24 protein-coding genes and 1 tRNA gene are annotated in these 24925 nt (G+C 61.9%); 17 read left to right on the top strand and 8 right to left on the bottom strand.

Annotated features, from left to right (window positions below; all coding sequences use genetic code 11):
• The first annotated feature begins 47 nt into the window (after positions 1 to 47).
• The 6 genes from EDC35_RS14580 (at position 48) to EDC35_RS14605 (ending at position 6584) form a co-directional block, all read left to right on the top strand.
• Entirely contained in the window at positions 48 to 1271 is a 1224-nt protein-coding gene (locus EDC35_RS14580; protein ID WP_132977993.1) for a hypothetical protein, read from the top strand.
• The gene (locus EDC35_RS14585) at positions 1268 to 2038 is read left to right on the top strand and encodes a hypothetical protein (protein ID WP_132977994.1); all 771 of its coding nucleotides are present in this window, start codon (positions 1268 to 1270) and stop codon (positions 2036 to 2038) included. The genes EDC35_RS14580 and EDC35_RS14585 overlap by 4 nt, the downstream gene beginning before the upstream one ends.
• A gap of 145 nt (positions 2039 to 2183) precedes the next feature.
• Complete coding sequence (locus EDC35_RS14590; protein ID WP_132977995.1) at positions 2184 to 2426, top strand: helix-turn-helix transcriptional regulator; 243 nt, start codon at positions 2184 to 2186, stop codon at positions 2424 to 2426.
• Positions 2427 to 2436: 10 nt separating this feature from the next.
• Complete coding sequence (locus tag EDC35_RS14595) at positions 2437 to 4998, top strand: DNA-primase RepB domain-containing protein (protein WP_165903448.1); 2562 nt, start codon at positions 2437 to 2439, stop codon at positions 4996 to 4998.
• Positions 4973 to 5824, top strand: a complete 852-nt coding sequence (locus EDC35_RS14600) for a hypothetical protein (protein WP_207896256.1) — start codon at positions 4973 to 4975, stop codon at positions 5822 to 5824. Before EDC35_RS14595 ends, EDC35_RS14600 begins: the two co-directional genes overlap by 26 nt.
• Positions 5825 to 5936: 112 nt before the next feature.
• Complete coding sequence (locus tag EDC35_RS14605) at positions 5937 to 6584, top strand: hypothetical protein (protein WP_132977997.1); 648 nt, start codon at positions 5937 to 5939, stop codon at positions 6582 to 6584.
• 168 nt (positions 6585 to 6752) lie between these two features.
• Here the strand turns inward: EDC35_RS14605 and EDC35_RS14610 are convergent.
• Positions 6753 to 6829 (bottom strand) — tRNA-Arg (locus EDC35_RS14610).
• A 220-nt stretch (positions 6830 to 7049) separates the two neighbouring features.
• Between EDC35_RS14610 and EDC35_RS14615 the strand changes: the two genes are divergently transcribed.
• Entirely contained in the window at positions 7050 to 7760 is a 711-nt protein-coding gene (locus EDC35_RS14615; protein WP_132977998.1) for a DUF2726 domain-containing protein, read from the top strand.
• 10 nt (positions 7761 to 7770) lie between these two features.
• Positions 7771 to 8271 carry an EVE domain-containing protein gene (locus EDC35_RS14620; RefSeq protein WP_132978116.1) on the top strand — a complete coding sequence of 167 codons (501 nt, stop codon included), beginning with the start codon at positions 7771 to 7773 and terminating at the stop codon, positions 8269 to 8271.
• Here EDC35_RS14620 and EDC35_RS14625 read toward each other — a convergent pair.
• Positions 8253 to 8519 (bottom strand): SET domain-containing protein-lysine N-methyltransferase, encoded by a 267-nt coding sequence (locus tag EDC35_RS14625; RefSeq protein ID WP_243651692.1) that lies wholly within the window; start codon positions 8517 to 8519, stop codon positions 8253 to 8255. The genes EDC35_RS14620 and EDC35_RS14625 overlap by 19 nt on opposite strands.
• 73 nt (positions 8520 to 8592) lie before the next feature.
• Positions 8593 to 9393 carry an inositol monophosphatase family protein gene (locus EDC35_RS14630; RefSeq protein WP_132978000.1) on the bottom strand — a complete coding sequence of 267 codons (801 nt, stop codon included), beginning with the start codon at positions 9391 to 9393 and terminating at the stop codon, positions 8593 to 8595.
• 88 nt (positions 9394 to 9481) lie between these two features.
• Between EDC35_RS14630 and EDC35_RS14635 the strand changes: the two genes are divergently transcribed.
• The gene (locus EDC35_RS14635; protein WP_132978001.1) at positions 9482 to 10231 is read left to right on the top strand and encodes an RNA methyltransferase; all 750 of its coding nucleotides are present in this window, start codon (positions 9482 to 9484) and stop codon (positions 10229 to 10231) included.
• A gap of 67 nt (positions 10232 to 10298) precedes the next feature.
• Here the strand turns inward: EDC35_RS14635 and EDC35_RS14640 are convergent, their stop codons facing one another.
• The 3 genes from EDC35_RS14640 to EDC35_RS14650 form a co-directional block, all read right to left on the bottom strand.
• Positions 10299 to 10910, bottom strand: a complete 612-nt coding sequence (locus tag EDC35_RS14640; RefSeq protein ID WP_132978002.1) for a protein-methionine-sulfoxide reductase heme-binding subunit MsrQ — start codon at positions 10908 to 10910, stop codon at positions 10299 to 10301.
• A 46-nt stretch (positions 10911 to 10956) separates the two neighbouring features.
• Positions 10957 to 11919 carry a protein-methionine-sulfoxide reductase catalytic subunit MsrP gene (gene msrP / locus EDC35_RS14645; protein ID WP_132978003.1) on the bottom strand — a complete coding sequence of 321 codons (963 nt, stop codon included), beginning with the start codon at positions 11917 to 11919 and terminating at the stop codon, positions 10957 to 10959.
• Between the two features lie 189 nt (positions 11920 to 12108).
• A complete protein-coding gene (locus EDC35_RS14650; RefSeq protein ID WP_207896259.1) occupies positions 12109 to 13104 on the bottom strand; it encodes a tyrosine-type recombinase/integrase in 996 nt (331 codons plus the stop codon).
• Positions 13105 to 13249: 145 nt separating this feature from the next.
• Here EDC35_RS14650 and EDC35_RS14655 point away from each other — a divergent pair, with 145 nt between their 5' ends.
• The 8 genes from EDC35_RS14655 to pnp all read left to right on the top strand — a co-directional run bounded on the left by EDC35_RS14655 (position 13250) and on the right by pnp (position 23564).
• Positions 13250 to 14299: a DNA-binding protein gene (locus tag EDC35_RS14655; protein ID WP_132978004.1), complete on the top strand. Its 1050-nt coding sequence runs from the start codon at positions 13250 to 13252 to the stop codon at positions 14297 to 14299.
• Positions 14300 to 14528: 229 nt separating this feature from the next.
• Positions 14529 to 14987, top strand: coding sequence for a ribosome maturation factor RimP (gene rimP, locus EDC35_RS14660; RefSeq protein ID WP_132978005.1), 459 nt, complete (start codon positions 14529 to 14531; stop codon positions 14985 to 14987).
• Between the two features lie 64 nt (positions 14988 to 15051).
• Positions 15052 to 16554: a transcription termination factor NusA gene (gene nusA / locus EDC35_RS14665; RefSeq protein ID WP_132978006.1), complete on the top strand. Its 1503-nt coding sequence runs from the start codon at positions 15052 to 15054 to the stop codon at positions 16552 to 16554.
• 18 nt (positions 16555 to 16572) lie between these two features.
• Complete coding sequence (gene infB / locus EDC35_RS14670; RefSeq protein ID WP_132978007.1) at positions 16573 to 19374, top strand: translation initiation factor IF-2; 2802 nt, start codon at positions 16573 to 16575, stop codon at positions 19372 to 19374.
• A 2-nt stretch (positions 19375 to 19376) separates the two neighbouring features.
• Positions 19377 to 19760 (top strand): 30S ribosome-binding factor RbfA, encoded by a 384-nt coding sequence (rbfA, locus tag EDC35_RS14675; RefSeq protein ID WP_132978118.1) that lies wholly within the window; start codon positions 19377 to 19379, stop codon positions 19758 to 19760.
• A 6-nt stretch (positions 19761 to 19766) separates the two neighbouring features.
• Positions 19767 to 20684 (top strand): tRNA pseudouridine(55) synthase TruB, encoded by a 918-nt coding sequence (truB, locus tag EDC35_RS14680; protein WP_132978008.1) that lies wholly within the window; start codon positions 19767 to 19769, stop codon positions 20682 to 20684.
• Positions 20685 to 20883: 199 nt separating this feature from the next.
• Positions 20884 to 21153 carry a 30S ribosomal protein S15 gene (gene rpsO, locus EDC35_RS14685; RefSeq protein ID WP_132978009.1) on the top strand — a complete coding sequence of 90 codons (270 nt, stop codon included), beginning with the start codon at positions 20884 to 20886 and terminating at the stop codon, positions 21151 to 21153.
• A 311-nt stretch (positions 21154 to 21464) separates the two neighbouring features.
• Positions 21465 to 23564: a polyribonucleotide nucleotidyltransferase gene (pnp, locus tag EDC35_RS14690; protein ID WP_132978010.1), complete on the top strand. Its 2100-nt coding sequence runs from the start codon at positions 21465 to 21467 to the stop codon at positions 23562 to 23564.
• Between the two features lie 90 nt (positions 23565 to 23654).
• On the opposite strand, the gene EDC35_RS14695 is transcribed toward pnp, so the two are convergent.
• Positions 23655 to 24311, bottom strand: coding sequence for an HMA2 domain-containing protein (locus tag EDC35_RS14695; protein ID WP_132978011.1), 657 nt, complete (start codon positions 24309 to 24311; stop codon positions 23655 to 23657).
• The gene (locus tag EDC35_RS14700; protein ID WP_165903449.1) at positions 24308 to 24847 is read right to left on the bottom strand and encodes a thermonuclease family protein; all 540 of its coding nucleotides are present in this window, start codon (positions 24845 to 24847) and stop codon (positions 24308 to 24310) included. Before EDC35_RS14700 ends, EDC35_RS14695 begins: the two co-directional genes overlap by 4 nt.
• Positions 24848 to 24925 lie beyond the last annotated feature (78 nt).

Genomic DNA, 24925 nt, shown 5'->3' on the forward strand with positions numbered 1-24925 from the left:
CGCTACCATCCAACGGGTTGACTTTCATACACGACAAGGAGGAAGGGATGGCGCGTCATTACTCGATCAAGAACCTGTTCCGCCAGATGCCGAACGCCTTGCTAGCGCAGTATTTCCAGGCGCAAGGCTTGTTCGTCGATCTGGATTTCACCGGTATGAAGGAAGGAGCCCCCGAGGCGCTCTTTGAGGCTTGGCAGGCGCTTTCGGATACGCAGCGCAACCCGCTGGAGATGGCGTTGCGGCAGATCTTCGACATGAGCTGCGAGAAGGGCTGGCTGGCGATCCTCGACGAGGCGCGTTGGCAGCTCGGGGCGGATCCCCAGGCATTCACGTCTTTCTCCGACCGGCTTTCCGCTCTTTCCAGCCACTATGCCCGCGCGATGATCACTTTCCTTGACTACCGGGCTTGCTGGAAGGGCGCAACCCGTTTCTACCACGCGGACATGCTGTCTTATTGGCGCAAGCGGCGGAATCTTCCCCATCAGCGGGCGGCGGTCGATGCCGCGAGCCTGCGCGAGCTGGCCGATCTGATCAGCCACTATTTTCGTCATGCCGAGGGTCGTGGCCGGCATTGCGTGGTTGAACCCTATCGGCGCAACGATCTCGATTATTTCTTTGCCTTCCCTGAGGATCACTCCCAACAGGCCGCCGAGTGGGTGAACGGTGATTTCCAGCCGCGTCCGCACAACCCGGCCTTCGACATCGTCTATGTCTACTCGCAACAGGAGGGCAAGCTGGATCTGAACTATCGCGGCGGGCGTCAGGCGGTCGAGCCGCTGCAAGGGGTCTTTGCGCGGGCGATCCTCAAGCTCGACGAGTTGCCGTCCGATCCCAAAGACGAACGGGTCTATGACCTCAGCCCGCTGCGGGAGCGGGGCTTTCCATTCGTTTTCGATCCCTGGAGCGGCATCGAAAGCGTCGCTGTAAAAAAACTGCGTCTGTCCTCGACAGTACGATCCGGGGACCGTCTCACCCTGGAAGCCGATCCAACCCGTGACCGGGAGGCCGTTTATGCTTTGATGGACCGGGCGCTGAGAAAGGCGCCGGGGCATCTGTACAACGTGACCCAGGTGGAGCTGTTGGCGGTGGTGGACGTGCACGAGGACAAGCCGGCCAGGAAGGTGACGATCCGGATCACGCACCCGAATTCCTGCTCCCTGAAATATGACGAACTGGGCCTGCGGTTGCGCGCCATGCTGGCGGCGTCGGGGATCGAGCCCAAGGACATGACGGAAGCAGTGGAACCGACATTGGAGCAGGCTGAGGCATGAGCCCGCACGATGTCCTCTGCGTCCTGTTGGAGCGGTTGGGGGCAAACGATGGGACGGCGGTTCTGATCAGCGAGCATGAGCTGACCCACTGGCCGACGGCGGCGGTTGCGGTGCTGAAGTCGCAGGGAATGCTGGTCAAGGCGAGTCCGGCGTCGAGCGTGGTCTGTCCGGGGTGCGAGGACGAGTGCGTCATGCCGGTGCATGTCTTGAACTATCCGACCGGCCGTGCGGCATTCGTCGTCTGCGGGCGGCGGAACGATGTCTGCCGGGTGCCGGTGGCGAGCAATCAGCTTGAACAATGGCAGACCTCGGCCAATCTGATCGCTGATCTACTCGCGCGCTTACTTGGACTTCGCAGACCCAGTGCGTCGGATACTGCCGATTCCGCGCGTTGGGAGGTTGGTCTGTTCAAGGGCCGGCAGCATTCCGGTCATCTGGTGCTCTTACCGGACGGGGGATCGCTCAAGCTCACCCTTGCTGGTCATTCAGTCGCGTTGGGTGATCTCCTGTTCCTGGAAAGCCAGCGATTCGAGGTGGATCGACGGGCTTTGACTCGCTTGGTGGATCAACCCATCGCTGGGGGCGGAGACCAGGAGTCAGCGGCGCAGCGACGGGAGCGACTCCAGAAGCGCGTGGATGCCGAAAGAGCAAGAGGCAATGGGGCATTCAACAAGACCGTCGCGGAGGAAGAAGGCATCGGCGTGTCACGTCTGAAGCAGATCCTCGCTGCCAAGCCCGAACCACCCAAAGCCGGGTCGAAGTGGTAAACATGCCTTTGAACCTGGCTCGCATCACTTAAAAAATTATTGATTAACAGATGGTTGGATTGAATTTCACGGGCTAGCTTGCAAGCCAGTGCCCTAGCTCGTGCGCAATGGCGTCATGTTCAACAACACCCCATGAGGTGCCAACATGACCCGCACGATCCTTCGACTCCCCGCCGTTTTGCGTGAGCGTGGCCGTTCGCGCAGCGCCCACTATCTCGACATCCAGGAAGGTCTCTTCACGCACCCGGTTTCCATTGGGGCGCGAGCCGTTGGCTGGCCGTCGGACGAGGTCGCGGCGCTGAATGCGGCCCGCATCGCCGGCAAGACTGCGGAGCAGATCCGCGCCCTGGTCGCCGCGCTGGAAGCCGCGCGCAAGACGGCGGCGTGAGGGGGTGGTCATGAATGCACCCGCGCGACTTTTTCCTGTCGAGCCGGTGGAAACCGATGAAACCGGCGAAACCGATGCGATTGGCAACGACGAGTTTTTGCTGGCGGTCTTCGGCGACGATCTGGGTGATCTCCACCCCATCGTGGTGAGCTTCAGCGGCGACCCTTCCAGCGTCCCCCGACAAGCCTGGTCTGGATACCCCTGGCTGGGGGAAACCAATGGGGCAGCGATCTTGTCACCCGATGCCAACAACTATTTCAGCCTGGCGGCGTTCCGGCCCGATGAGAAGGGGGCGTATCGGCGCCGGAAGAGCCAGTTCCATGCCCTCTATGCGGTGATGCTCGACGATGTCGGGACCAAAGTGGACCGCGACCGGCTGACCTTGGCCCCGACCTGGCTGCTGGAGACCTCCCCTGGAAATTTTCAGGCAGGATACTGCCTGGATGAACCGCTCACGGATGCGCAGACGGCCAACCGGCTGATGACGGCGATCATTGATGCACGCCTGTGCGATCCGGGTGCCAACGGTCCTTTGGCCCGGCTGGCGCGGTTGCCCGTCGCGGTCAATGGCAAGCACCGCCCGGCGTTCGACTGCCGGCTGACCGATTGGGCACCCGAGCGGCGTTATGCGTTGGCGGAGTTGGTCGCGGGGTTGCAACTGGAGATGACCCCAACGGCGCGGGTCAAGCGTCCGGCGGCGCGTCCGGTCCAGGAGCGGCCCGCCGATGGCGATCCGGTCTGGATTCCCCGTCCCGACGAGAACGCCGTGCTGGCGGCCCTGCGCGCGCGGGGTCTCTATAAGTCCCCGCTGGGCAACGGTAAGCACGACATCACTTGCCCCTGGGTCGATGAGCATACGGGCGCGGTGGATGGCGGCACGGCCTATTTTGAACCGGACGATCAGTGGCCGATCGGTGGCTTCAAATGTCTGCATGGTCATTGCACCGAGCGGCATATCCGCGACCTGCTGCGCCTGCTCGACATCGAGATCCAGGCCGCGCGCATGAAACCAACCATCCATGTCGTGGCCGGCGAGATCCATCGTGTCGTCGATGCAGCGGAGCGGGAGCTGGCGCAGTCGCTGCGGTTCTATCAGCGTGGCGGACTGATCGTCACGGTCGTGACCGATCCCGGAACCCGTGAGACGCGGGTGCAGGACATCTCGCAACCGGCGCTGGTGCGCGCCCTGGCAGGGGCGGCGACCTGGGAGCGGTTCGATGCGCGCAGCGAGGACTGGGTACGCACCGATCCGCCGGCCCGGCACGCGGCGGTGCTCTTCGATTCCACCAGTTATCCGCATCTGCCGGTGCTCAATGGCCTGGCGCGCCAGCCCTATCTGCGTCCGGATGGCAGTCTGATGACGGCGGCGGGCTATGACGCCGCGACAGGGATGTTCGGGGTCTTCGATGCGCGGGCGTTCTCCGTTCCCGAGCGGCCGACCCGCGCCGAGGCGGAGGCCGCGCTGGCCACGCTGAACGATCTGTTGAGCGAGTTCAGCTTTGCTCAGGACAGCGATCGGGCGGCGACGCAGTCGGCGATGCTGACGGCGGCGATCCGCTCCAGTCTGGCGACTGCGCCCATGTTTCATGCGCGGGCGCACATGGTGGGCTCAGGCAAGTCTTATCTCTGCGAGTTGATCACCGCCTTCGCGACGCCCCAGCGGGGCACCCCGACGACCTTCCCGGCAGATGACGAGGAATGCCGCAAGCTGTTGCTGGCGGAGCTGTTGCGCGCACCGGCGGTGATCGAGTTCGACAATCTGACCGGCGATCTGGTGGCGCACAAGAGCCTGTGCACCGCGCTGACCGCCGAGTACATGAGCGGGCGCATCCTGGGCGTCTCCAAGACTGCGACCGTCAACACCCGCGCCCTGTTTCTCTCCAGCGGTAACAACGTCGGGCCGATCCAGGACATGAGCCGGCGCTGTATCACTATCAATCTGTCCCCGTTGTGCGAGGTGCCGGCGGCGCGCCATTTCCAGCGGCCCGATCTGGTGCGGGAAGTGCTGCGCGAGCGCGGTCGTTACGTCTCGGCGGCCCTGACCATCGTGCGCGCCTGGATCGTGGCGGGGCGACCCAAGACCGACTGCAAGTCGCTGGCGAGCTATGGGGACTGGTCCGACCTGTGCCGACAGCCGCTGCTTTGGCTGGGTGGCGCCGATCCGACCACCTCGGTATTCGAGGCCATCGCCGAAGATCCGGATCGGGAGACGCTGGCGCGACTCCTGACCGCCTGGCAGACGGTTTTTGGCAAAACCCCGGCGATGGTGCGCGATGCGGTCAGAGAGGCATCGGCCTTCCGCGAGGAGCAGGTCGAGCTGCGCGAGGTGCTGCATGACATCGCCGACGAACGCGGTGAGATCAACCGGCGGCGACTGGGTTGGTGGATCAAGCGCCATGCCGGACGCATCGTCGATGGCCGGCGGTTTGTCCGCGTCAGCGGCAACCGCTCGGCAGAGGCATGGAAGGTGGAATCGGTTTCGTCGCTTTCTCCGGTTTCCCCGGCACCGGTTGCAACAAGTGTCGCGGCGGATGACAGCGAAGCCTATGCCCGCGCCAGTCGCGGTGAGTAACGAGGAATTCAGTATGCAGGCGCACGACAATGAACGCGTAGGGGCCGATCTGATTCAGGCTGAAATCGTGCCAATGGCATCGAGCGGCAATTATGAGGCGGTACGCTTCAACGCGATGAAGCACGGCATTCTGTCCAGGCTGACGGTCCTGGCGCATGAAGATCAGACCGAGTTTACCGATCTGCTGGCGGCGCTGATCGAGGAGCATCGCCCGGCGGGCATGACCGAGCGGCATCTGGTTGAAGAACTGGCGTCGATCATCTGGCGCAAACGCCGAGTCTTGCTGGCCGAAGGGGCGGCGATCAATCGCGGTTTGCGCAGCGTCGCCCAAAGCCAGCACGACAGCCCGATCCCGGCGGCGGCACCCTTCGAGCGAGGGCTGTTGAAAGAAGGATGCGATCTGCCCGACCTGCTGACGGCCAGTGCGGAGGAGATCGCCGAGCGACAGCGACATGCGGCGCTGGATCTGGCGGCTACCCGCAAGGCGGCGGCGATCCTGCGCAAGGGTGGACTCAATGCCTACGAGAAAGCGCGGCGGGCGCTGATTCAGGAGTCCCGCGACTGGTGGGACGAGCATGTCGAGGAGGGCGAGTATCCAGCGACTGCCGAAGGGTTGGCGGAGTTCATTTACAAGACCTTGGAGCCTATCTGTATTCGCATGGAACAGGAAGCCCGATTGATCCCCGCGATCCAGGTGCAAACCCTCGGTGAAGGGCTGCAAGTGCATCGCCTGGAGAAGCTGAACCGCTACGAAACCCATCTGGATCGCAAATTCGAGCGCACCCTGGCCATGATTTTGAAGCTGAAACAGCTTCGCAGCGGGTAAAAGCGGTCAGTGGAATTACATTTGAAGTCAGGCGGGGCATGACTTCTACCCGTTTTGGCAGCAATCGGGAAATCAAATTGACTGATGATTTCGGCAAAATCCGGGAGTAAAAATGGGCGGGATCGGCAGCGGACGACACCATCAAGGCGGCAAGAACACGACGAGCGATTACCGGTCACTGGATGTTCGCCGGCTGCACCGCGAGGGGTTGCTGACACAGGGACAGGCTTTCGGATGGAACTGGAAATGTGACGGGGAGGCCTTGGCCTCCACCTCCATCAGGACGGCCGCCGATCAGGTGATTCTGAGCTATCGGCACCGCTGCGGTAGCGATGAATGGCATCCGATGGAGTACGCCGTCCGGTTGGACTGGACCGCCTGCACTTATGGCGGTGCGCGTCCCTGGTTCCTTTGTCCGGCGGATGGATGCGGACGCCGGGTCGCGTTGCTCTACATTGGCCGTGCCGGCCTCTTCGTCTGCCGTCATTGTTATCGGCTCGCCTACGACTGTCAGCGGGAAAGCGACGACGACCGGGCGACACGTCGGGCGGAGCGTACCCGCCAACGGATGGGTTGGGAGCCCGGTATCCTGAACTTTCCCGGTCGCCGCCCAAAAGGGATGCACCGGCGGACCTTCGAGCGCTTGCAGGCCCAGCACGACGCATTCGTCAGATCGTCGATTGCGGGGATGGCCGCGCGGTTGCGGCTGGCCGAGCACGGCCTGGGCGGACTCTTGGATGATCTGGATGTCGAGTGGTGAATCTGTTTCGCAAAATGGGCAGCGGCTCCAGCGCGAAACATGCCGCTCCACCTGAAGATCGCGAGCTAGCGTTGCTGGGGTGGGGGTAAAAGTGGGGGTAATTTTCGGGTTTGACCCGAAAACAAAAAAGGCTTAGCACCTTATTTGATGCTAAGCCTTTGTTCTATTTGGCGCGCCCGGAAGGATTCGAACCTCCGACCACCTGGTTCGTAGCCAGGTACTCTATCCAGCTGAGCTACGGGCGCATAAAAATTTTTAACTTGACGGACATGTGCGAATATTTTTAAAAATCATCACGCAAACACCCGATCCGCGAAATTATCCATGCGCTGTGATTTGTTGTCAACCAAATATTTTATAGTCTGTCGGCAGGTCTTATAGTATCGGTTTACCGCCGCTCCTGGAAATCGCTCTGGATCACGCTCTGATCCAGGGTGCCGGGTATCTCTGAGGTCTATCCATAACATGGAACATCTGTATTTTCTGCTCGGACTCGCCGCTATCGTGCTGCTGGCCTTTCTCTTGAGTCTGCGGCGCAGTCTCAGCAAGCGTTTCCGTTTTCCTTATCTGGCGGACAGAACCTTGTTCACCCCCGCGCAGCGCGCCTTTCAGGCTGTTTTGGAACAGGCCGTTGGCAAGACCTATCGGGTCTATGGCCGGGTGCGGGTGGCCGACATCATTGATGTGCGACCGCGTATGCCTCGTCGCGACCGTGAGCGCGCCTATGAGCGCCTCGGCGAGCATTGCTTTGACTTCGTCGTCTGTCGCCCGGACACCTCAGCCATTGCCTGCGCCATCAATCTGGTGCCGCGTTCGCGGCTGCGAAAGAGTCTGCCCCGTGACCGGCTTGATCGCATCTGTGCGGCGGCTCAACTGCCTTTCGTGCGTTTCCGCGAAAGCGATCACTATGTCCTGCCGGACGTTCAGGAGCGGATCGCTGCCGCCATGCAGTTGCGTGTCACCGACGCCAAACACGACGAAATCCCATTCGACGAGGCGGCGGACGCGCTGCATCAACTCTCCGGGGAGATCCGCGAGACGGACCGGGAGCCACGTTTGCAGAGCCGTCGGGCGCCGTTGTCACTGCACAAGCCGGCATCGGCCACCGTTCAGGATCGGGATGGGATCGATGAGGGTCCGGTCTTCAAATTCGACGGCGAGCTGGATGACCGCTGAGGGGTTCTCGATGAACGGCTGGCTGATGAAGTCCGAACCCGACACCTTCAGTCTGGACGATCTGGCGGCGCGCCCAAATCAGACCGAGCCCTGGGATGGGGTGCGCAATTATCAGGCGCGCAACATGCTGCGCGATCAGATGCGGGTCGGTGATCCCATTCTCTTTTATCATTCCAACTGCGCGGTGCCGGGCGTGGTCGGGCTCGCTGAGGTGGCGAGCGCGCCGCGACCGGATCCCACAGCATTCGATCCCGAGGCTCGATACTTCGATCCCAAAAGTGATCCCAGCCGCCCGCGCTGGTATCTGGTTGATGTGCGTTATGTCCGTCATCTGCGACGGACCATCCCGCTCGCTGAACTCAAGGGGGCAGCGAAGGGCGCACTGGAAGGAATGCCGCTGGTACGCAACGGCAACCGGCTTTCGATCATGCCGGTCAACTCGGCACAGTGGGCGTTTATTCTGGGGCTGGAAGAGTTGGCGCAGCCGCTGAATCAGGGTGTGGCGCCATAGTCGATGGTGATTTCATCATCAATGCTGATTGGCTGACAGGCATAGAGATCGAAGCCGTCGAACTCGGCATTCGGCTGATCCCGATGGTTCAGCCAGCGCAGCAGATTGTCGCCGCGCCGCCCGACCAGCACCCCGGTCTCATCGTCGTAGAGCCAGAGCACATGAGTGCCGTCCTCATCGACTTCGGCACCCTCGAAGGTGCCGATGAAATCGCCGACCGCGAAGCCGATTCTGGCGAAACAGCCCAAACCGTGGATCGGCGAGGGCGCGGCGCAGACTCGGCGACTGAGCGCATCAGGTCGATGAGCGCGACGCAATGACTCAGGCCCGTAACGAGTCGTTCAGGAAGGGTTTGAGCAGATCAAGCATGGCGCGGTGAACCTTGGGATTGCCGGCGACCATGTTGCCGGTGTCGAGGAAGCGGTTGCCGCCGCTCAGATCGGTGATGGCGCCGCCGGCCTCCAGGATCAGCAGGGCGCCGGCGGCGCAGTCCCATGGCGAGAGCCCGAGTTCCCAGAAACCATCCGTGCGCCCGGCGGCGACATAGGCGAGATCCAGCGAGGCCGAGCCGGGGCGTCGCAGGCCAGCGGTGGCGAGTGTCATGGCCTTGAACATGCCGAGATAGGTGTCGATGTGCCGCTGATCGCGAAAGGGAAATCCGGTGCCGATCAGCGCACCCTCAAGTGACGGGCGGTTAGTGACACGGAGTTTGCGGTCATTGAGCTGTGCGCCTCGGCCACGCGCAGCAGTGAACAGCTCCTCGCGCAGCGGATCGTAAACGACGCCGCATTCGAGCTGGTCCTTGTGCTTGAGCGCAATCGACACCGCGAACTGCGGGAAGCCGTGCAGATAGTTGGTGGTGCCGTCGAGCGGATCGATGATCCACTGAAAATCGCTTTTGCCCGTCTGCTCGCCGCTTTCTTCGGCCAGAATCGCATGATCGGGGAAACGACTGCGCAGTTCCTGGATGATGGTGGCCTCGGCGGCGCGGTCCATGTCGCTGACGAAGTCGTTGCGGCTCTTGGACTCGAAACTGATCTGGTCGATCCGGTCCGAGTAGCGCAGCAGGAGTTTGCCGGCACTGCGGGCGGCGCGGATGGCGATGTTGAGACTTGGGTGCATGTTGTGAAGGCTATCCAGGGCGGTCGCTGTATCATAGCGTCAGGATACAGCGAGAGTCTTGACGAAACAGCCGCTCATGATAGACCAAATGACCGCATCGCTGGCACGAATCCGTTTCGTGCTGGTGGAAACGACCCACACCGGCAACATTGGCGCCGTCGCCCGCGCCATGAAGACCATGGGCCTGTCGCGCCTGGAACTGGTCGCGCCCCGCCAGCTCCCGGACGCCGAGGCGCTGGCGCGAGCCTCCGGCGCTGACGATCTGCTCGAACACGCCGGCATCCATGAGACGCTGGTCGATGCGCTGGCGGGTTGTCGGTTCGTCATCGGCGCCAGCGCCCGATTGCGCACCATCGAATGGCCGCTGCTGGAGCCGCCCGAGTGCGCCCAGCGGTTGCTCGACGAGTCAGCCGGGGGCGACGTGGCGCTGGTGCTCGGGCGCGAGAGTTCGGGGCTGACCAATACCGAGCTGGCGCGCTGTCATGCGCTGGTGCATATCCCGACCAATCCTGATTTCAGTTCGCTCAATGTGGCGGCGGCGGCCCAGGTGCTGGCCTATGAGATCCGCCGCACCGCACGCGCGGAGCAGGGCGAGCGACTGACCGATCAGCCCCGCGATCTGGCGACGGCAGAGGAAATGGAAGGGTTTTACGGTCATCTGACCGAAACGCTGTTCGCCATCCGCTTCGGCGATCCCGAGCAGTCGCACAAACTCATGCGTCGTCTGCGTCGGCTCTTCAACCGCGCGCGGCCTGACCGGGTCGAGCTGAACATCCTGCGCGGCATACTCAGTGCGGCGCAGGGAGGCAAGACGGCGAGATGCGACGCTGAGAGATAAATTGGCAGTTGGCCGGGATTGTCCTCGACAATTTTTGAAATATCGGGAGCTTTTGAGAGTCGAGCAACTAATTCACGCCTGACTGGTTACCCTTCCGCCACGGTATACGAAACGCCAGTAGGCCCGCGAGTATGACGCCATACAGGATGGGCTCAAAGCGATCCGCCTTGACCAGCCAGAGGTAATGCACCACGCCCAATATCGCGATGAAATAGACCACCCGGTGCAGAGTCTTCCAGCGTCGGCCAAGTCGGCGCGTCCAGCCTCGGGTCGAGGTCACAGCGAGCGGGATCAGCAGCACGAATGCGGCGAATCCGACCGTGATATAGGGCCGTTTGACGATGTCCTCGATGATCGCGCGCCAGTCGAAAAACTGGTCGAGCCAGAGATAGGCCGTCAGGTGCAGACAGGCATAAAAGAAGGCAAAGAGGCCGAGCTGACGACGGAAGCGGATCAGCCAGACCTGACCGGTGAGACGCCGCAGCGGTGTGACCGCGAGCGTGATCAGTAACAGACGCAGCGTCCAGTCGCCCGTCGCATGGATCAGTGTCTCAACCGGATTGGCGCCGATGGTCTCCATGACGACCCGCCAGAGCAGATGCCCCATCGGCGCCAGACAGAGCAGGAAGACGAGCGGCTTGCCGACACGAACCAGGGTCTCGGTGCGGGATGGGGTCATTGGAACGGTTTCCTGAATAGCGCGAATCGTGAAGGCTTGATTCGGACTAAAAGAAACGACGCAGATCCATGCCGCTGTAAAGACTCGCGACCTGATCAGCATAGCCGTTGAAAGGCAGGGTCTCGCGCTTCCCGGCAAAGAGCCCCTCGCCGATCACCCGATGTCGCTTCTGGCTCCAGCGCGGATGATCGACCTCCGGATTCACATTGGCGTAAAAACCGTATTCATTGGGCTGCATCCGGTTCCAGGTTGCCGGCGGCTCTTGCTCGGTGAAACGAATCCGTACAATCGACTTGATGCTCTTGAAGCCGTATTTCCAGGGCACGACCAGGCGCAGCGGCGCGCCGTTCTGATTCGGCAGCAGCTCGCCATAGAGCCCGGTGGCGAGAATGGTCAGCGGATGCATGGCTTCGTCCATCCGCAGACCTTCGCGATAGGGCCAGTCGAGCACTGCGCGGCGCTGACCGGGCATCTGCTCGGGGTCATGCAGCGTCTCAAAGGCGACATACCTGGCTTTCGATGTCGGCTTGAAACGCTGTAGCAGATCGCCGAGCGGAAAGCCGACCCAAGGCACGACCATCGCCCAGGCCTCGACACAGCGCAACCGGTAGATGCGCTCCTCCTGCGTGAAACCCGTCAGGATGTCTTCGATGCCGATCTCGCCGGGCGACTCACATTCGCCATCGACCGCGACTGTCCAGGGACGTGTTCTGAGCGTCTGAGCATTGGTGCTCGGATCGTATTTTTCGGTGCCGAACTCGTAGAAATTGTTATAGCGGCTGACGTCTTTGAAACTGGTCGGCGGCTCGTCGGTGCTCAATGGGCTGGGCTTGAGGTTGGGAATCGCCTCGCCGCCGACAGCCGGACCCGGCAGCGCAGTCAGCAGCCCGCCGGTCGCGATCAGGCCGAGCCCGGCGGCGGATGCCTGGATGAATTCGCGCCGACGCTTCCAGATGGCGGGCGGAGTGATCTCGGACGAGGCGATGTCGGAGGGCGGCTTGATGAGCATGAGGCGTCTCCCGCTGGCTTGATGGTGTCGGCAAATCGAACATGGGCGACCCGCTTTCAGTTGTCAGCGTCTCGGTCGCGTCGAAATCTGACCGGAAAACCAGGCTGGCGGCTGTTTGCTGGAAGTTGACCAATCCTTTAGATACGTCCGCCTGCTTATGGATTCGAGTCCTTTTCACCATGCGGATCATCAGGTTTGCGCCAGGGCGCGCTCAATGCGTTCGCGCCCGAAGGCGTCGGGGCGCTCGATGTAACGCAGCGCCGATTTCATATCCTTCCATCCCACATAGTCCATCAACGACTTCACATCCCAGTGGTTGGCATTGGCCCAACTAGCGAAACCACGCCGCAGCGAGTGTCCGCTGTAGTGCTCGGGCATGGCGAGCCCGGCCTCGACAAAACGCTTGCGTAACAATGGGATCAGGCTGTTGGGATGGAGTGCTTCATCACCGACCGCACCCCAGCGGTTGATGCGCCGAAACACCGGCCCCTCGGTCAACTGCGTCAGACTGATCCAGTCCAGATAGGCATCCACGGGGCAGAGACGCGAGAGCGCCGGCACTTTGAATTCGCTGCCGCGAGCCGAGTGATCGGTTTTGGTGCGCGGCAGATAGAGCGTCATCCCTTCTCCGGGGATGACCTGGATGTGCTCGACCCGCAGACGGTTCAATTCGTCGCCGCGAAAGGCGCGCCAGAATCCGAGCAGAATCAAGGCCCGGTCGCGGGTCGCACGCCGCCGCGCCGCCTGTTCGTCATGATTGGCTGACTCCTGGATGCGCGCCGCGAGCCAGTCATCAAGCCTCGCCAGCTCCTCGATCTGCAATGGGCGCGCCTGCTGTTCGCGTGCCGGATGCAGCTCGCCAATTCCTTTCAACACCTTCCGCACGACCGACGCTTTGGTCGGATCCGGAAAACCCTGCTCCAGATGCCATTGCGAGAGCGCTGCCAGCCGCAGCCTGAGCGTATTCAGCGCCAGCGATTCAGCGTGATCGGCCAGATAGCGCGCCACCGCATCCGCCGTGGCGGGCAGAAATCCACCCCAGACCTCTTCGAAATGACGGATGGCCGATCGATAACCGCGACGGGTGTTTGTCCGCGTGGCGGCTTCCAGATAGCGGTCAACACTGGTCATGCGTCTGTCCTCGGCGACGAATCGGCTGGATGGGGCGAGATAGCGTACCAGCATGTGGTTTTGTGGGTGTTTGAGAAGCCTAACATGGGATAATGCAGCCTTATCCCATGTTATTTTTAATCGGGACGCTTTTCAAATTGACCGTATTTTGGTATGTATAGACATACTATGTAATACAGTATTTTATTGACGAAGGCACATGGCGCGTAGCGGCATCAGTAAATTCAGGGTTCAGCAGGCGCGTGACGCCTTGCTGGCGCGTGGCGAGCATCCATCCATCGATGCGGTTCGCGTCGAACTCGGCAATACCGGCTCCCGAACCACGCTCCATCGCTATCTGCGCGAACTGTCGGACGAAGAAGGCATCAGGGTCGATCAGGAGCAATGCCTGAGTGAGCCGATCAAGGCGCTGATCGCCAGCCTGGCAGGGCGGCTGCATGAAGAAGCGTCAGAGGTGATCGCGAGCGCGCAGGCGCGTCGCGACACGGAGCGACAGACACAAGAGGCTGAAATCATTCGCCTGGCACAGGAGCTGGAGGCGGTACAGGCGCGTGTGATGGAGCTGGACGCAGGCTGGTCCGCCGAACGGCAGGCGCATGAGACGGCGAATGCGAACTGGCAGGCGGAACGGATTCGCGCCAGCGAGGCAGCAAAGGAGAACGAATCGCTGCACTTGCGACTGATGGAACATGAGCGCCACCTTCAGTCGCTGGAAGAGAAACATCGGCATGCGCGTGAATCGCTGGAACACTTCCGGCAGGCCGCCAAAGAGCAGCGGGAGCAGGAGCAGCGCCGTCACGAACAGCAGGTTCAGCAGCTCCAGGCGGAAAATCGGCAGCAGGCGCAGACGCTGATCGTCAAACAGGACGCCATCACGCATCTCAGTCAGGAGACGGCACGGCTCGCTGCCGAACTGAGCGACGCCCGGCATCAACTCCAGGACACCCTGGAACAGCTTCAGGCACAACGGCAGACAGCCGACAGGCTGGCGGTCGCGCACGCCAGACTGGACGTGATGCACGATCAGGCAAGCGGGCGATTACAGGCGGCTGAAGCAGCGAACCGGCAACTGACCGAAGAATTCAGGGAGATGAGTGCGCAACTGGTCGAGAGCCAGCTTGGCGGGCAGCAGATGCAGGCGCAACTGGATGCCCAGGCCGCGCTGTACGCAGATCTGCAACAGCAGCTTGCAGGCCTGATACGACCGGTTGCGGATGACGCAGAGGGTCCGCCTGCACCAGATGCATGAACTCAAAATCAAGAATCGCTGCCAGCCTTGCGATTCTCGATCAGAGCGTATAGACTTCGGCAGCTTAAGGAGAGAAGAACGGCGCGTCTGAATCCAGTCGTCCACAAGGCCCCGTCAAGGGGTTTTTTTATCGCTCTCGCAAAGTTTGTGATGTCATGCGTCGGCAAACCGGTCGGCGCGGCATAGAGGTTGGGCCGATGGCCCAATTTTTTTTTCTAAAAGGCGGATTATGCAGTCGGCTGACGGCAATCTCATCACGCTGACCAGGCGGGTCGTGGAGCCCATGGGCTACGAGCTGGTGAATGTCGAATTCTTCCAGCATGGAGCCGGCGGCGCGACACTGCGGGTTTATATTGACCACGAACGGGGCATCACGCTGGATGATTGCGCCGCAGTGAGCCACCAGCTCAGCGGCGTGCTGGATGTCGAAGATCCTCTGCCTGGCCATTATGACCTCGAAGTGTCGTCTCCCGGCCTGGATCGACCACTGGTGTTCCCCGAACACTTCGCGCGCTTTGCGGGGAGTCGGGTGAGGATCCGTCTGGCCGAAAAGCTCGACGGTCGCCGCAGGCTGGAGGGTCTGCTTCAGGGTTGCGAGTCGGGGATTGTCAGGCTGGATGCAGAGGGTCGCCTCTGGGAGATCCCGCTGACATCCGTGGAATCGGCGCGTCTGGTTCCCGAATTCTGATGCTGGATGACGGTACACACTATTTGATGTCTAAGCTGCAAGTTCTGAGTTGGATACAGGTGGAATGAGTAAAGAGATCTTACTGGTCGTAGAGGCCGTTTCCAACGAAAAGGACGTGCCTGAAGGTGTGATCTTCGAGGCCATCGAAGCCGCGTTGGCATCGGCGACCCGCAAGAAACATGGCGGCGACATTGATGTGCGGGTCGTCATTGATCGCAAAACCGGCCATTACAGCAGCTTCCGCCGTTGGGAGATCATCCCGGACCCCGAGCAGGGCGTCCTGGATGCGCCGTCACGCCAGATCACCCAGTCCGCTGCGGCCATTCTGGAGCCTGCGCTGGGCCCCGGCGACTTCATTGAGGAAGAAATCGAGTCGGAGCTGTTCGGACGCATCGCGGCCCAGACGGCCAAACAGGTCATCGTCCAGAAGGTGCGCGACGCCGAGCGCGCCAAGATCATCGACGCCTTCGCCGAGCGCAAGGGCCAGTTGGTGACGGGCATCGTCAAGAAATCGGATCGTGGCAGTCTGCTGCTCGATCTGGGCAACAACGCCGAGGCCATCGTGCCACGCGATCAGATGATCCCGCGTGAATCGGTTCGTGCTGGCGACCGTCTGCGCGGCTATCTTTATGATGTGCGCGCCGAGCCCAAGGGGCCGCAGCTCTTTGTCAGCCGCACCGCGCCCGAGCTTCTGATCGAACTCTTCAGGCTCGAAGTCCCCGAGGTCGGCGAGGGTCTGATTCAGATTCTCGGTGCGGCCCGCGATCCGGGTTCGCGCGCCAAGATCGCGGTTCGAACCGCCGATCCGCGCATTGATCCGGTCGGCGCCTGTGTTGGCATGCGCGGTTCGCGCGTCCAGGCGGTTTCCAACGAACTCAATGGCGAACGGGTCGATATCATCCTCTGGGACGAAAATCCGGCGCAGTTCGTCATCAATGCCATGTCGCCGGCGGATGTGGTCTCCATCGTCATCGACGAAGAGGCGCGCAGCATGGATGTGGCCGTCAAGGAGGAAAATCTGGCCCAGGCCATCGGGCGCTTCGGCCAGAATGTCCGGCTCGCCACCCAGTTGAGCGGCTGGGAACTTAACGTCATGAACGAAAAGGATGCTGTCGCCAAGAGCGAACAGGAGGCCCGCCGTTCAGTCCAGACCTTCATGGATCAACTGGAGATCGACGAGAATCTCGCCGCAATCCTGGTCGAAGAAGGATTCAGCAGTGTCGATGAAGTGGCCTATGTCCCGCTTGCCGAGATGCAGGCCATTGACGACTTTGACGACGAAACCATCGAGCTGCTGCGCGAGCGCGCCAAGGATGTGATCCTGACCCGCGCCATCGCGTCGGAAGAGGGTGTTGCCCCGGATCCGTCAGAAGCGCTGCTGGCCCTGGAAGATATGGATGATGTTCTCGCCGCCGCATTGGCTGCCCAGGGTGTCACCACCCTGGATGACCTCGCCGAGCTGTCGGTCGATGAACTCATGGAAATCGATGGGATGGACGCAGAGCGTGCGGCGCGCTTGATCATGAAGGCACGCGAACCCTGGTTCGTCGATGCCGCAGAGGAATAGAGGTTTAAAAATCAGTCCATGAGTGAAGTCACGGTCAAGCAACTCGCCTCCACGGTCGGCATTCCGGTCGAGCGACTCCTTACTCAATTGAGCGAGGCGGGCATCAGCGCAAGCGACGCGGATGCCACTCTGACGGAGCAGGAAAAAGTCAAGCTCCTCGGTTACCTGCGCCGCAGTCATGGCAAGGAAGGGGACGAAAGCAGCACGGATCCCAGCCAGGTCACGCTCAAGCGCAAGTCGGTCAGCGAACTGCGCCAGCAGCCCGCCGCCGCTCCGCGCAGCACCGCCGGGGTGCGTCCAGCACCGCCCGCGCGCGGCGGCAAGACCGTCAGTGTCGAGGTCCGACGCAAACGTACCTATGTCAAACGTGGCGAGGACGCCGCACCGACGCCTCCGCCTCCGGTCACCACCCGCCGCGCACCAGTCGAGCGTCCGCGTCCGCCCACCGCCCGCGAGCGCAACGCGGCGAACAGCTCGATCTACGAGGAGGCCCGTCGCCGGACTGAGCTTCAGGCGATGCGCGCCGAGCAGGAGGCGCGTCGTCTGGCCGATCAGGAGGATCAGGCGCGGCTGGCACGTGAGGAAGAGATTCGTCGGCGCGCCGCCGAGGAGGCGCGTCGTCTTGAGGAAGAGGCCCGTCTCCGCGCCGAAGAGCAGGCGCGACTCGAAGCCGAGCGCGAAGCGGCTGAAGCAGCGGCGACTGAAGCGGCGATTCGCAAGACGACCCCCGCTGCGCCCCGTCCCGCAGAGCCTGCCCTGATTGGCACGGAGGATGATGGCGAGGACGCCGCTCCCGCCGCCGCGCGTCGGGCCGAGGCCGCCAAACCCAAAAAAGGCGTCAAAAAACCACCCGAAGTCGCCGAAAAAGACCGCGCGGTCAAAAAGCCGGTGCGTAAAGACGCGAGTGTCCGTACCCGTGATCTGGCGGTGACACCCCGTGCTGACTATGAAGAGGTCGAAGGCGCGGGTGGCGTGGGCCGGGGATTGCGTCGCCGGAAAAAGAGCACCAAACCGCAGCTTCAGGACAAGCATGCCTTCCAGCGACCCACCGCGCCGGTGGTGCGGGAGGTTGAGATCCCCGAACTGATTTCGGTCGGCGAACTGGCCAACCGGATGTCGGTCAAGACCTCCCAGGTCATCAAGGAGCTCTTCAAGCAGGGCATGATGGTTACCATCAATCAGGCTCTGGATCGCGATACGGCAATCCTGGTGGTCGAGGAGTTCGGCCACACGGCGGTGCTTACCGACATGCGCGACGCCGAAGGAACCCTGCTCGACGAGGTTCAGGAACAGGAAGGACAGGCCGAAGCCCTGCCACGTCCGCCGGTCGTGACCATCATGGGGCACGTCGATCACGGCAAGACCTCGCTGCTCGACTATATCCGCAGCACCCGGGTCGCCTCCGGCGAGGCCGGCGGCATCACCCAGCACATCGGCGCCTATCATGTCGAAACCGACAAGGGCACGGTCTCTTTCCTCGACACCCCCGGTCACGCCGCCTTCTCGGCGATGCGCGCCCGTGGCGCCAAGGTGACGGACATCGTCATCCTGGTGGTGGCCGCCGACGATGGCGTCATGCCGCAGACGATTGAGGCGATTCACCACGCCCGCGCTGCCAAGGTGCCGCTGATCGTCGCCGTCAACAAGATGGACAAGCCGGACGCCAATCCGGACAAGGTCATGCAGGAGCTGACCCAGCACGAGGTGCTGACCGAGGAATGGGGTGGCGACACCATGATGGTGAAGGTCTCCGCCAAGGTGGGAACCGGCATCGACGAACTGCTGGACGCCATTCTGCTCCAGGCCGAAGTGCTTGAACTCAAGGCGCCGGTGGACGGCCCCGCGCGTGGCGCCATCGTCGAATCCAGTCTCGACAAGGGACGTGGTCCAGTGGCGACCGTGCTGGTTCAGTCCGGTACCCTGCGTCGCGGCGACATCATCGTCAGCGGTGGCGAATATGGCCGGGTGCGCGCCATGTTCGACGAAACCGGCGCGCCGGTCGAATCCGCCGGCCCCTCGATTCCGGTGCAGGTGCTGGGTCTCTCGGGCACGCCGAATGCCGGCGACGATGTGATGACGGTCAGCGACGAACGTCGCGCCCGTGAAGTCGCCGAGTTCCGCTCCGCGAGGTCGCGCCAGAACCGCTTCGATGAACAGCGCGGCGTCAGCCTCGATCAGCTCTTTTCGCAGCTCAAGGACGGCGAGCAGAAGAGCGTCAATCTCATCATCAAGGCCGACGTACAGGGCAGCCTCGAAGCGCTCAAGGACAGCCTGCTCAAGCTCACGAATGATGAGGTCAAGGTCTCCATTGTCGCCTCGGGTGTCGGCGGTATCACCGAATCCGATGCCAATCTTGCGGTGAGTTCCAGCGCCATCATGCTTGGCTTCAATGTCCGCGCCGATGCCGCCGCGCGTCGCGTGGTGGACGAGAAAGGACTCGATCTGCGTTATTACAGCATCATCTATGAGCTGATCGATGACGTGAAGAAGGCGATTTCCGGGCTGCTGAGTCCGATTGTCACCGAGGAAATCATCGGTCTGGCACAGGTGCGCGACGTGTTTCGTTCGTCGAAGTTCGGCGCCATCGCCGGCTGTCTGGTCAGCGAAGGCGCGATTCGTCGCAACAGCCCCATCCGCGTGCTGCGCGACAATGTCGTGGTCTACGAAGGCGCGCTGGAATCGCTGCGCCGCTTCAAGGATGACGTGAGCGAGGTCAAGGCCGGCATTGAGTGCGGTATCGGCGTCAAGAATTACAATGACGTGCAGCCGGGCGACCAGATCGAGGTCTTTGAACGCACCGAACGGGCGCGCGTCCTGTGAGCGTGAAGGAATTCGACCGCACCGAGCGGATCGGTGCCGAGTTGAAGCGGGTGCTGGCGGTTGCGGTACGCGATCAGGTCAAGGATCCGCGACTCGCCAATATCACGGTCCACGAGGTGCGGGTGACGCGCGATCTGGCGCACGCCAAGGTCTTTTTCACCTGCTTTCCGTCGGATGAAGAGGCCGCCGCGCAGGAGCGTCTGCTCAATGGCCCGCTGGCCGGATTCCTGCGTCACGCGCTGGCGCAGGAGGTGCGTCTGCGCACCATCCCCCAGTTACATTTTGTCTTCGACGAATCGATCGGCTATGGCGAGCGCCTGTCCTCGCTGATCGATCAGGCCGTCGGTTCGCACACCAACGATCAGGGCACGGACCAGGAGCGTTAAATCGAGATGGGACGTCGCCAACATTCGGGGCGCAGTGTCACCGGCATTCTGCTGCTGGACAAACCGCTTGGCCTGACCTCAAACGATGCGCTTCAGCGTGTCAAACGACTCTACCGCGCCGCCAAGGCCGGACACACCGGCAGTCTGGATCCGCTCGCGACCGGGCTTCTGCCCTGCTGTCTGGGCGATGCGACCAAGTTTTCCGCCTTTCTGCTGGACGCCGACAAACGCTATCGCGTGCGGGTGCGGCTCGGTGTCACCACCACCACGGCCGATGCCGAGGGCGAGGTCGTCGAGACGCGCCCGGTGGAAGGCATCGACGAGACGCGGATCCGTGAGGTGCTGAGCGGTTTCCTTGGCAGCATCGACCAGTTGCCGCCGATGTATTCGGCGGTCAAGCATCAGGGGCAGCGACTTTATAAACTGGCGCGCCAGGGTGTCGAAGTCGAGCGTCAGCCGCGTCAGATCGAGATCTTCGCGCTGGATCTGCTGGCCTGCGACCTGCCCGAGATCGAACTCGACGTGCATTGCTCCAAAGGCACCTATGTCCGCACCCTGGCCGAAGATATTGGCCGTGAACTGGGCTGCGGCGGCCATGTGAGCCAGCTTCGACGCACCGGGGTCGGTCCTTATGCCGAGTCCGCCGCGCCCTTCGTCACGCTTGATCAGGTTGCGTCCTGGTCCGAAGACGAGACCCCGAAACGTCTCGATGAGCTGCTGCTGCCGCTCGACAGTGCGCTCGGACACTGGCCGGCGGTGCGTCTGTCAGCCGATGCCGCCTTTTATCTCAAGCAGGGACAGGCGGTGCTGATTCCTCAGTCGCCGACCGAGGGACTGGTGCGGCTGTATGATCCATCGGCCCATTTCGTCGGTGTCGGCACCATTCTCGACGACGGCAAGGTGCAGCCCAAGCGGCTGATTTAATTCGACAGGATTAACAGGATTAAAAACAGTAGCTTGAAGAATCATGTCCATCTTGGAAAATCTTGTTAATCCTGTCTGTTTAAAACGAATACCAGTCAACCGGCCCGATCCCCTGAAGTCATTGTCGGGGTGATCGATCCGGCGGCCAACACCGCCGGATGAGGGCTTTTTTCATTCCTAATGACTCAGGAGACAACCAATGACCATGACCGCAGCGGATAAAAAGAAAATCGTCGATGACTATGCGCGTGGCGAGCGCGACACCGGCTCACCCGAAGTTCAGGTCGCCCTGTTGACGGCGCGGATTCTGGAACTGACCGAGCATTTCAAGATCCACAAGCACGATCATCATTCGCGCCGCGGTCTGGTGCACATGGTCAATTCCCGACGGAAACTGCTCGACTACCTCAAGCGCAAGGATGTGGAACGCTACCGTGCGCTGATCGCACGTCTGGGTCTGCGTCGCTGATTCCAGCCTGGTGCAGCAGTGCAGGTGTTTCGAGACCGTCTCTGATCGTTGTCGTTGTCGTAATCGTCGTCGGCTTGCGAACCTTCGACAACGACAACGAACGGCCTCGGAATTTCTAAGGTGCTGCACTAGCCTTTTGGGTGATCGGGCGGTCAAGACGGCCCCCGATCCGCCCGCGCCCGATGCCAGCCGACGGCGACGGCACGACTCGCCACCCCGCCGTCAGACACCATCCCGCTGGTGCCAATCTTAAGGTTGCAGAGCATCCGGGGCCGCCGCATCGACGGCCCACACATCCCGAGGATTTATCCGTGATTCCCACCCCAATCGTTAAAGAATTCCAGTTCGGCAACCAGACCGTCAGGCTGGAAACCGGCGAGATCGCCCGCCAGGCCGATGGCGCGGTCATGGTCAATATCGACGATACCGTCGTCCTGGTCACGGTCGTCGTCGATAAACGTCCCGGCGTGGCGCGCGATTTCCTGCCGCTGACCGTCGAGTATCAGGAAAAGACCTATGCCGCCGGACGCATTCCAGGCGGCTTTTTCCGTCGTGAGGGACGCCCGAGCGAAGGCGAGATCCTCACCGCGCGTCTGATCGACCGTCCGATCCGCCCGCTGTTCGCTGAGGGCTTCACCAGCGAAGTCCAGATCATCGCCACCGTCAAATCGCTGAATCCGGCGGTCAATCCGGAAGTCCCGGCGCTGATCGGCGCCTCTGCCGCGCTCGCCATCTCGGGCCTGCCCTTCAACGGCCCCATTGGTGCAGCGCGGGTCGGCTACAAGGACGGCGAATACATCCTCAATCCGGCCGTTATCGGTCTCGGACCCGATTCGGATCTGGATCTGATCGTCGCCGGTACCGACAAGGCTGTGCTCATGGTCGAGTCGGAGGCGCGCGGTCTGTCGGAAGAGATCATGCTCGGCGCGGTGCTCTTCGGTCATGAACAGATGCAGGTCGTGATCCAGGCGATCCGCGAACTGGCAGCCGAAGCCGGCAAGCCACCGATGGACTGGAAACCGCATGTCACCGACCCGGTTCTGACCGAGGCGGTGCACCTGTCCGGTGGCGCAGCAATCGCCAGCGCCTATCGCATCAAAGAGAAGCAGGAGCGTTACACGGCGCTCAACACGGCGCGTGCGGCCATCGTCGAGCAACTCTGCGCTGGCGAATCACCGGCCTGGACCGAGGCCCAGGTGAAGGTCGCCATCGAGGCGCTGGAATCGAGCACGGTGCGCGAATCGATCCTTGCTGGTGAGCCGCGCATCGACGGCCGCGACACCAAGACCGTGCGCCCGATCACCATCCGCACCGGCGTGCTGCCGCGCACCCACGGCTCGTCGCTCTTCACCCGTGGCGAGACCCAGGCGATGGTCATCACCACGCTCGGCACCGAACGTGACTCGCAGATCATCGACGCGCTCGACGGCGAACACCGCGAGCATTTCATGCTGCACTACAACTTCCCGCCCTTCTGTGTCGGCGAAACCGGCCGTGTCGGTACGCCGAAGCGACGCGAGATCGGTCATGGACGGCTCGCCAAGCGCGGCGTGCTGGCGGTGATGCCGAGCATCGAGGAGTTCCCCTATTCGGTGCGCGTGGTTTCCGAGATCACCGAATCCAACGGTTCCAGCTCGATGGCGAGCGTCTGCGGCACCAGTCTGGCCCTGATGGATGCCGGCGTGCCGATCAAGGCGCCGGTCGCCGGTGTCGCCATGGGTCTGATCAAGGAAGGCGACCGCTTCGCGGTGCTGACCGACATCATGGGTGACGAGGATCATCTTGGCGACATGGACTTCAAGGTGGCCGGGACCGCCACCGGCATCAATGCGCTCCAGATGGACATCAAGATCGAGGGCATCACCCGCGAGATCATGGAAACCGCACTCGCCCAGGCCAAGGACGGACGGCTGCACATCCTCGGCGAAATGAGCAAGGTCATCACCGCGCACCGTTCCGAGATGTCCGAGCACGCCCCGCGCATCATCGAGATCAAGATCCATCCCGAGAAGATCCGCGATGTCATCGGCAAGGGCGGCTCGGTCATCCGCGCCATCACCGAAGAGACCGGGGCCACCATCGATATCAACGACGATGGCGTGGTCAAGATCTTCTCCGTGGTCAAATCGGCGGGCGAAGAGGCCAAGCGGCGCATCCGGCTCATCACCGCCGATGTCGAGGTCGGCAAGATCTACGAGGGCCGGGTCGCGCGTCTGATGGATTTCGGCGCCTTCGTCACCATCCTGCCCGGTCGCGATGGTCTGGTGCATATCTCGCAGATCTGCGAGGAGCGTGTGCAGTCAGTCAGCGACAAGCTCAAGGAAGGCGATCAGGTCCGCGTCAAGGTGCTGGAAGTGGACAAGCAGGGTCGCATTCGGCTCAGCATGAAGGCGATTGAGGCGGGCGAATAATCCCACTCATCGCTCATTGATGCGTGCGACAAGGGGCCTGACGGCCCCTTTTCTGTGCGCTTTGAGGGCTTCACTCACGGCATGGCCGCATCAGGCAATGCCAGCGGTGACCAGCAGGTTACGCATGCGTTGCGTCAGGTTGTGTTGCCAGCAGCGCCAGATGTCGGCCAGGATCCAGCGTGCGGCGCTGAGTTTCATCTGGCAGAGCAGGCAGCCCGAGCCCGTTCGCGGCGATTTCACTGTCACAGGATGACGTTCCGGCGCGCGGCTCAGGGGCGCGCGTCTGGTCATTTGCGGCCGATGCCGCGTTGGCGCGATCAGCGGCTGTAGCAGTCGCGTCAGATCATCCGTGCCTGGAACCTGAGAAACCCGGTGATGAAAGGTCAGACTGGCGCAGGCTGGATTGCATCGCACAGTCTGCACGCCATCCAGTCTGCCCAGCGCTTCCTCCAGCCGGAGGGCAAGCGCCGGCTCCTTCAGCAGAATCGGCACGCGCAAACGCATCCGTCCCGGAATCTGGTGACAAATCTCGAACAAGACGACGTTTTTTGTCGTGTCGGGCATGGTCAATCGCCCCCTGGATGGGTAAGCCTGGAAGATGAACCAGTTTAAGCAAATCGGGACAAGGATGTAAACAATATCGAATCTTGTTTGCGCATTTGCGTTATGTTGGATCTGGAGCAACAAGGCGATGGCGCAACGAACGAGCGGCGTTAAATCATCCCGGCTGGCGAGCAGATCGTTCAATGATTGCGCTGTCTCCATTCCCAGGGACGCTGATGGAGGCCACGCTTTTCCCAGATCCCCAGCCGACGCTCTTTGGCGCGTTTTTCCGCCTTGAAGAAGCGTGACTCATCGCAATACTGCGGATAAACCGCCGCCTGTCCGGATTCAACCAGAGCCAGATTCAGGCTCCTGTCACCGTCGAACACCTCGCCAACGATGCGTCCATAGCGATCCGTCTCATGCTCCACCAGTCGCACCCTGTCCGGGGTGAGGCGGCGCAAATGGTCGCGGCTCTCCCGACCCCAGGGGCGTTGTCCCATTTCGGGCGCGTCGATGCAGTAGAATCTGACCTTGACCTCCTTGCGACCACAGGTGGCGCGCAGGGTGTCGCCATCGTAGATGCTGTCGATCTGACAGTCCTTTTGGGCGCGCCAGAAAGAGGAAAGCCCGCCATCGAACAGCCAGAAGGCCAGCGCGAGCAGGGCGAGGATCCAGAACAGGGGCGGGCGTTGACGACGCGACAGAATGCGATACCAGGGAATACGAAAAGCGGCCATAGTCGGGTTCCAGGATGAAAAGCGACGTGAATCTTGAGCAATCCGCTTCATCCTGTCCATTTGAAAGCCTGATTCCGG

This window comes from Thiobaca trueperi (genome assembly GCF_004342175.1).
Taxonomy (GTDB): domain Bacteria; phylum Pseudomonadota; class Gammaproteobacteria; order Chromatiales; family Chromatiaceae; genus Thiobaca; species Thiobaca trueperi.

What these genes read in the sequence shown, in the direction of transcription:
- EDC35_RS14580 (WP_132977993.1), top strand. Translation starts at nt 48, where the DNA reads ATGGCGCGTCATTACTCGATCAAGAACCTGTTCCGCCAGATGCCGAAC.
- EDC35_RS14585 (WP_132977994.1), top strand. Translation starts at nt 1,268, where the DNA reads ATGAGCCCGCACGATGTCCTCTGCGTCCTGTTGGAGCGGTTGGGGGCA.
- EDC35_RS14590 (WP_132977995.1), top strand. Translation starts at nt 2,184, where the DNA reads ATGACCCGCACGATCCTTCGACTCCCCGCCGTTTTGCGTGAGCGTGGC.
- EDC35_RS14595 (WP_165903448.1), top strand. Translation starts at nt 2,437, where the DNA reads ATGAATGCACCCGCGCGACTTTTTCCTGTCGAGCCGGTGGAAACCGAT.
- EDC35_RS14600 (WP_207896256.1), top strand. Translation starts at nt 4,973, where the DNA reads ATGCCCGCGCCAGTCGCGGTGAGTAACGAGGAATTCAGTATGCAGGCG.
- EDC35_RS14605 (WP_132977997.1), top strand. Translation starts at nt 5,937, where the DNA reads ATGGGCGGGATCGGCAGCGGACGACACCATCAAGGCGGCAAGAACACG.
- EDC35_RS14615 (WP_132977998.1), top strand. Translation starts at nt 7,050, where the DNA reads ATGGAACATCTGTATTTTCTGCTCGGACTCGCCGCTATCGTGCTGCTG.
- EDC35_RS14620 (WP_132978116.1), top strand. Translation starts at nt 7,771, where the DNA reads ATGAACGGCTGGCTGATGAAGTCCGAACCCGACACCTTCAGTCTGGAC.
- EDC35_RS14630 (WP_132978000.1), bottom strand. Translation starts at nt 9,393, where the DNA reads ATGCACCCAAGTCTCAACATCGCCATCCGCGCCGCCCGCAGTGCCGGC.
- EDC35_RS14635 (WP_132978001.1), top strand. Translation starts at nt 9,482, where the DNA reads ATGACCGCATCGCTGGCACGAATCCGTTTCGTGCTGGTGGAAACGACC.
- EDC35_RS14640 (WP_132978002.1), bottom strand. Translation starts at nt 10,910, where the DNA reads ATGACCCCATCCCGCACCGAGACCCTGGTTCGTGTCGGCAAGCCGCTC.
- msrP (WP_132978003.1), bottom strand. Translation starts at nt 11,919, where the DNA reads ATGCTCATCAAGCCGCCCTCCGACATCGCCTCGTCCGAGATCACTCCG.
- EDC35_RS14650 (WP_207896259.1), bottom strand. Translation starts at nt 13,104, where the DNA reads ATGCTGGTACGCTATCTCGCCCCATCCAGCCGATTCGTCGCCGAGGAC.
- EDC35_RS14655 (WP_132978004.1), top strand. Translation starts at nt 13,250, where the DNA reads ATGGCGCGTAGCGGCATCAGTAAATTCAGGGTTCAGCAGGCGCGTGAC.
- rimP (WP_132978005.1), top strand. Translation starts at nt 14,529, where the DNA reads ATGCAGTCGGCTGACGGCAATCTCATCACGCTGACCAGGCGGGTCGTG.
- nusA (WP_132978006.1), top strand. Translation starts at nt 15,052, where the DNA reads ATGAGTAAAGAGATCTTACTGGTCGTAGAGGCCGTTTCCAACGAAAAG.
- infB (WP_132978007.1), top strand. Translation starts at nt 16,573, where the DNA reads ATGAGTGAAGTCACGGTCAAGCAACTCGCCTCCACGGTCGGCATTCCG.
- truB (WP_132978008.1), top strand. Translation starts at nt 19,767, where the DNA reads ATGGGACGTCGCCAACATTCGGGGCGCAGTGTCACCGGCATTCTGCTG.
- rpsO (WP_132978009.1), top strand. Translation starts at nt 20,884, where the DNA reads ATGACCATGACCGCAGCGGATAAAAAGAAAATCGTCGATGACTATGCG.
- EDC35_RS14700 (WP_165903449.1), bottom strand. Translation starts at nt 24,847, where the DNA reads ATGGCCGCTTTTCGTATTCCCTGGTATCGCATTCTGTCGCGTCGTCAA.